This is a genomic window from Cryobacterium sp. RTC2.1 (genome assembly GCF_035018685.1).
Classification (GTDB): domain Bacteria; phylum Actinomycetota; class Actinomycetes; order Actinomycetales; family Microbacteriaceae; genus Cryobacterium; species Cryobacterium glucosi.
Window position 1 is genome coordinate 1 of the sequence record NZ_JASJXJ010000229.1, and the last position, 4043, is coordinate 4043.

The following is a 4043-nucleotide window of genomic DNA, read 5'->3' on the forward strand; positions in this document are numbered from 1 at the left end:
CATCCGCGGCACGCGGATGCGCCCCTTCTTGCGTCCGATCCGGTGCCTGTGCACGAGCGGATGCTGACCGTCGACCCAGCAGTCGCCCGTCAGCGCCTGACGGATCGGGTGCGATACAGTGTGGCTGTGTCAGCCATCCGCGGTTTCTTCAGTGCCCTGCGGCGACTCTTCGCGCCGACGAGGCCTCGCAGTGACCGGTCGACGGTTCCGAGCCCTGGTCGAACCGGAGCGGGCGCGACCGTCGAAGTCGACCCGCGGAGTCTTCGTGATGTACGGCTCGCCTACCGGCCGACCCGGAATGCGAGTCCGGACCCTGGAGAAATCGTCTGGACCTGGGTTCCCTTCGAGGAACGTGACGGGCGCGGCAAGGACCGCCCGGTCGTGATCGTGGCCGAGGCGGGCAAAGGGGCCGTCCTGGCCGTCCAGTTGACGAGCAAGGACCGAACCGGGCACCCCGACTATGTGGCGCTCGGCGTCGGCGACTGGGACAGGAGCGGCCGTCCCAGCTGGGTCAACGTGGACCGGGTCTTCATCGTGAACCCGGGCGGCATGCGTCGTGAGGCCGCCAGGGTCGATGCCGCGCGCTACGGGCGCATCGCGACGGTCCTGCGCGGCCGTTACGGCTGGAACTAGGACCATGCCGAGCAGTCACCCGGCCTCGTCGATTGCGCCGCCCCTCGCCGGCCGGGCTGTTGCGAGCCAGCGCTGGTCGCACCTCTGCTTCGTGCATTGGCGCGTGCCGGCCGCCGAGGTCGCACCGCTCCTGCCCGCGGGCCTGGTTCCCGACGAATTCGACGGCACCAGCTGGGTGGGCCTCATCCCGTTCGTCCTGGATCGGGCCACGATCTGGGGCAGCCCACCCATTCCGTACTTCGGGAATTTCGTGGAGGTGAATGTCCGGCTCTACGCCGTCGACGCCGAGGGGCGACGCGGAGTCGTCTTCGTCTCCCTCGAGGCGTCGCGGCTCGCGGCGGTGCTCGCTGCCCGTGCCGCGTTCGCACTTCCGTACATGTGGTCGCGGACGCGGCTGGCCGTCGTGGCGGGCGAGTACCGCTATTCCTCCCTGCGGCACTTCGCAGGCCGGGCCAGGACCGATATCGTCGTCCGGCCGGGGATGGAACCGGTGACCGGTGAACCGCTCGCGGACTTCCTCACGGCGCGCTGGGCGCTTTTCACCCGTGCCAGGGGGCGCACGGTCTACCTCCGTAACCACCACGAGCCCTGGGAGCTCGTCCAGGCCGAGCTCGTGCACCTGGACGACACTCTGCTGGCCGAGGCCGGCTTCCCGGCGCTCAGCGGGCGCGTACCGGATTCGGTGCTGTATTCGCCGGGCGTCACGACCCGTTTCGGAACGGGCTGACCCGTATCACTGGCGGTCCGGCGGCCGAGCGGGGAGCCCATTGACAACAGGACCCCCTCGCCGGTAACGGTCGAGGGGGCCCTGTCGGGCGTTCGGGAAGCCGGGGGACTATGCCCCGCAGGTGACGGTGACTCCGTTGTTGTCGAAGACGCCTGCGCCGTGCTCCGTGCAGAATGCCGCAAGGTTGACGCCCGCGCTGACTGCGACCGCGATCACGATCCCGACGACGATGATGCCGACGACACTGATGATGATTCCGGCGAGGGCGAAGCCGTTGCCGAGTCCTGCCTTCTTCGACTTGACGAAGCCGACGATGCTGACAATGAGCCCGAAGGGCTGCAGCGAGACGAGGGAGAGGATGAGACCGACAATACCGAGGGTCTTGCCGGGGTTGACTGCGGAGGCTACGGGAGTCGTCATGGTGACGGCCTTTCTGTGGGCGCCGGAACCCGGACGGGCAGGCGGCAGATGGGTATGGGGAACCCAGACAGCTGAAGGAACCGGAGGTCGGTCGGGTGATCGTCCGGGTGGCGGCTGCTCGGGTGACGTGCGGCAGCAGAAAGCACGAACGGCAGCAGGGGGCGTCGTGTGCGCTGCGCCGAGAGATCGATGCTGGACAAGAAGGTGCCCTCTGTCGCACTGATGCGCCGGAGGGTTCGCTGGGTCAGTCGTCGGGAACTGTAGTTCTTGTCTGGCTTGGGTCGAGCATGGCACAGCGGACACTCAGAGTGCAAGGAGGATTCTCCACGCTCGCGCCGGCCTCTGGTCGACCCCCGTCGCGACGGGGATCTCGGCTCAGCCGCCCGATCCGAGGAGGCCGGCGCCGAGCACAGCACACGCGATCGCGATGATCAGGAAGACACCCACCCAGAGCAGGCCGGGGATGTGCGTGAGGCGGGCGAGCTGGTCGGCATCCGAGGCTGTGCCGCGGCGGCGGGAGCGTGATCCCTGAAGCTCGAGCACCGTGCGTACGGCGCCGAGAAGAAGGAATGCCGTCACGAGCAGGGCGAAGACGCTCTGCACGAACGCGGAACCGAACCAGGTGACCGCGAAGATCACCGTGGCCGTCGCGAGCACGGACCAGAGTCCGAACCAGTTGCGCACCTGGATGAGAAGCAGGGCGAGGGCCGCGAGCAGGAGCCAGAGCAGTCCGACCGAATACCCCAGGCTCAGGAGCCAGGCCGCACCGAGTCCGAGCAGGGCGGGCGAGGAATAGCCGGCGAGCAGGGTCAGCACCATCCCGAGTCCGCGGGGTTTGCCCCTGCTGACGGTGAGCCCCGACGTGTCAGAGTGCAGCCGGATGCCGTCGAGCTGTCGGCCGCCGAGGGTCGCGACGAGCGCGTGGCCGCCCTCATGCGCGATGGTGACCACATTCCTGCAGGCCCGCCACAACGCCGGGACGAGCACGATGGCGGCCGCGGCCGCGATGGTGAGCCAGGCGGGGATGAGGGGGAGTACATCGTTCCTGGCCGTGACACGTTCCCAGAAGCCGAGCAGGAGATCCATGTTCACAGACTAGGTGGGCGAGGCCATCCGGACGTTGCCAGGGTCAGAGCGCCGGACATGGAAAACGTCCCGCTCCCCTGAAGGCCGGGGCCTGAGGGGCCGCGGGACGCGCTGAACCGGGTGCTTAGGCGCTGGGCGTCGGGTTGGCCGCTGCCACAGAGAAGATGACGACAAGGATGACCACGAAGAGCACGAGGAAGATCGCGCTCAGGATGATGCCGGCCTTGGCGAGGCCGTTGGGGGCGCCGGCCTTCTTGGCCTGGTTGAAGCCGATGATGCTCACGATGAGGCCGGGCAGCTGGAGGTAGGGAATGAAGGCGAGGATGAACCCGACGATGCCGAGGATCTTGCCGGGGGTGGCCGTTGTGGTTTCGACGGAAGTCATGAGAGGAGCCTTTCTGGCTGTTGTACTACTGCTGGGGGGATTACCGGGTGGTGTCTGGAACGGCCGGCGACGGACGCACGAGGTCTGCCGCGAGGCGTGCATGCGGCAGGTCGAACGCAGCCGTCGTCGTGCGGCGTTCACGAGTCCCGGGAAGCGAACGATGCGACTCGGTTCACTTCACGGAACAGGACGGGAGTACAGCGCTCTTTCGTGATGAAGACGAAGGAGGGTTCGCTGGGCCGGGGATCCAATGGGATGGTCCTTCGGCTTGAAGAAGAGCTTGGCACAGGACGCACTCAGGTTGGCGGGATTGGCCCCCCCAGTACGAGGGTACAAAAAAACCCCGCTCCGGCGGGGTTTTCTCCTCTGTAGGAGTGGGCGATACCGGACTCGAACCGATGACCTCTTCCGTGTGAAGGAAGCGCGCTACCAACTGCGCCAATCGCCCGCGGCGAGCGAATTTTGTTCGACCGCGACTCTCGATACTAGCCCAGACCGGGCGTCTGTCGTGCACCGACGCGCCACCGCACGCTCAAGTTCCGCTCGGTTTGTATATCCGGAAAAGTACCGGTACAGTCTTCAAAGCACGCAGAAATGCGCGCAGTTGCGGATGTGGCGCAGTGGTAGCGCATCACCTTGCCAAGGTGAGGGTCGCGAGTTCGAATCTCGTCATCCGCTCGAATTGAATCGGCCGAAAGGCCGATTCTCTTTGGTATGAACCCGAATACGGTGGATTGGCCGAGAGGCGAGGCAGCGGCCTGCAAAGCCGTATACACGGGTTCGAATCCCGTA

The 4043-nt window shown here is 66.6% G+C and carries 5 protein-coding genes and 3 tRNA genes; 4 read left to right on the forward strand and 4 right to left on the reverse strand.

Features of this window, described 5'->3' with window-relative positions:
* Both QN357_RS18120 and QN357_RS18125 read left to right on the forward strand, forming a co-directional pair.
* Nucleotides 1-633 (forward strand): type II toxin-antitoxin system PemK/MazF family toxin (locus QN357_RS18120; RefSeq protein ID WP_323505313.1); only part of this gene is annotated, 633 nt, incomplete at its 5' end.
* Between the two features lie 4 nt (nucleotides 634-637).
* On the forward strand, nucleotides 638-1360 hold the full coding sequence (locus QN357_RS18125) for a YqjF family protein (RefSeq protein WP_134448016.1): 723 nt from the start codon (nucleotides 638-640) through the stop codon (nucleotides 1358-1360).
* A gap of 108 nt (nucleotides 1361-1468) precedes the next feature.
* Here QN357_RS18125 and QN357_RS18130 read toward each other — a convergent pair whose 3' ends face one another.
* The 4 genes from QN357_RS18130 to QN357_RS18145 form a co-directional block, all read right to left on the reverse strand.
* Nucleotides 1469-1780 carry a hypothetical protein gene (locus tag QN357_RS18130; RefSeq protein ID WP_134448018.1) on the reverse strand — a complete coding sequence of 104 codons (312 nt, stop codon included), beginning with the start codon at nucleotides 1778-1780 and terminating at the stop codon, nucleotides 1469-1471.
* A 375-nt stretch (nucleotides 1781-2155) separates the two neighbouring features.
* Nucleotides 2156-2866 (reverse strand): M50 family metallopeptidase, encoded by a 711-nt coding sequence (locus tag QN357_RS18135; RefSeq protein WP_134559838.1) that lies wholly within the window; start codon nucleotides 2864-2866, stop codon nucleotides 2156-2158.
* A gap of 124 nt (nucleotides 2867-2990) precedes the next feature.
* The gene (locus QN357_RS18140; RefSeq protein WP_134448022.1) at nucleotides 2991-3251 is read right to left on the reverse strand and encodes a hypothetical protein; all 261 of its coding nucleotides are present in this window, start codon (nucleotides 3249-3251) and stop codon (nucleotides 2991-2993) included.
* A 375-nt stretch (nucleotides 3252-3626) separates the two neighbouring features.
* Nucleotides 3627-3699, reverse strand: a tRNA-Val gene (locus QN357_RS18145).
* Nucleotides 3700-3857: 158 nt separating this feature from the next.
* Between QN357_RS18145 and QN357_RS18150 the strand changes: the two genes are divergently transcribed.
* Both QN357_RS18150 and QN357_RS18155 read left to right on the forward strand, forming a co-directional pair.
* Nucleotides 3858-3929, forward strand: a tRNA-Gly gene (locus tag QN357_RS18150).
* 58 nt (nucleotides 3930-3987) lie between these two features.
* Nucleotides 3988-4043: transfer RNA gene (locus tag QN357_RS18155), tRNA-Cys, on the forward strand.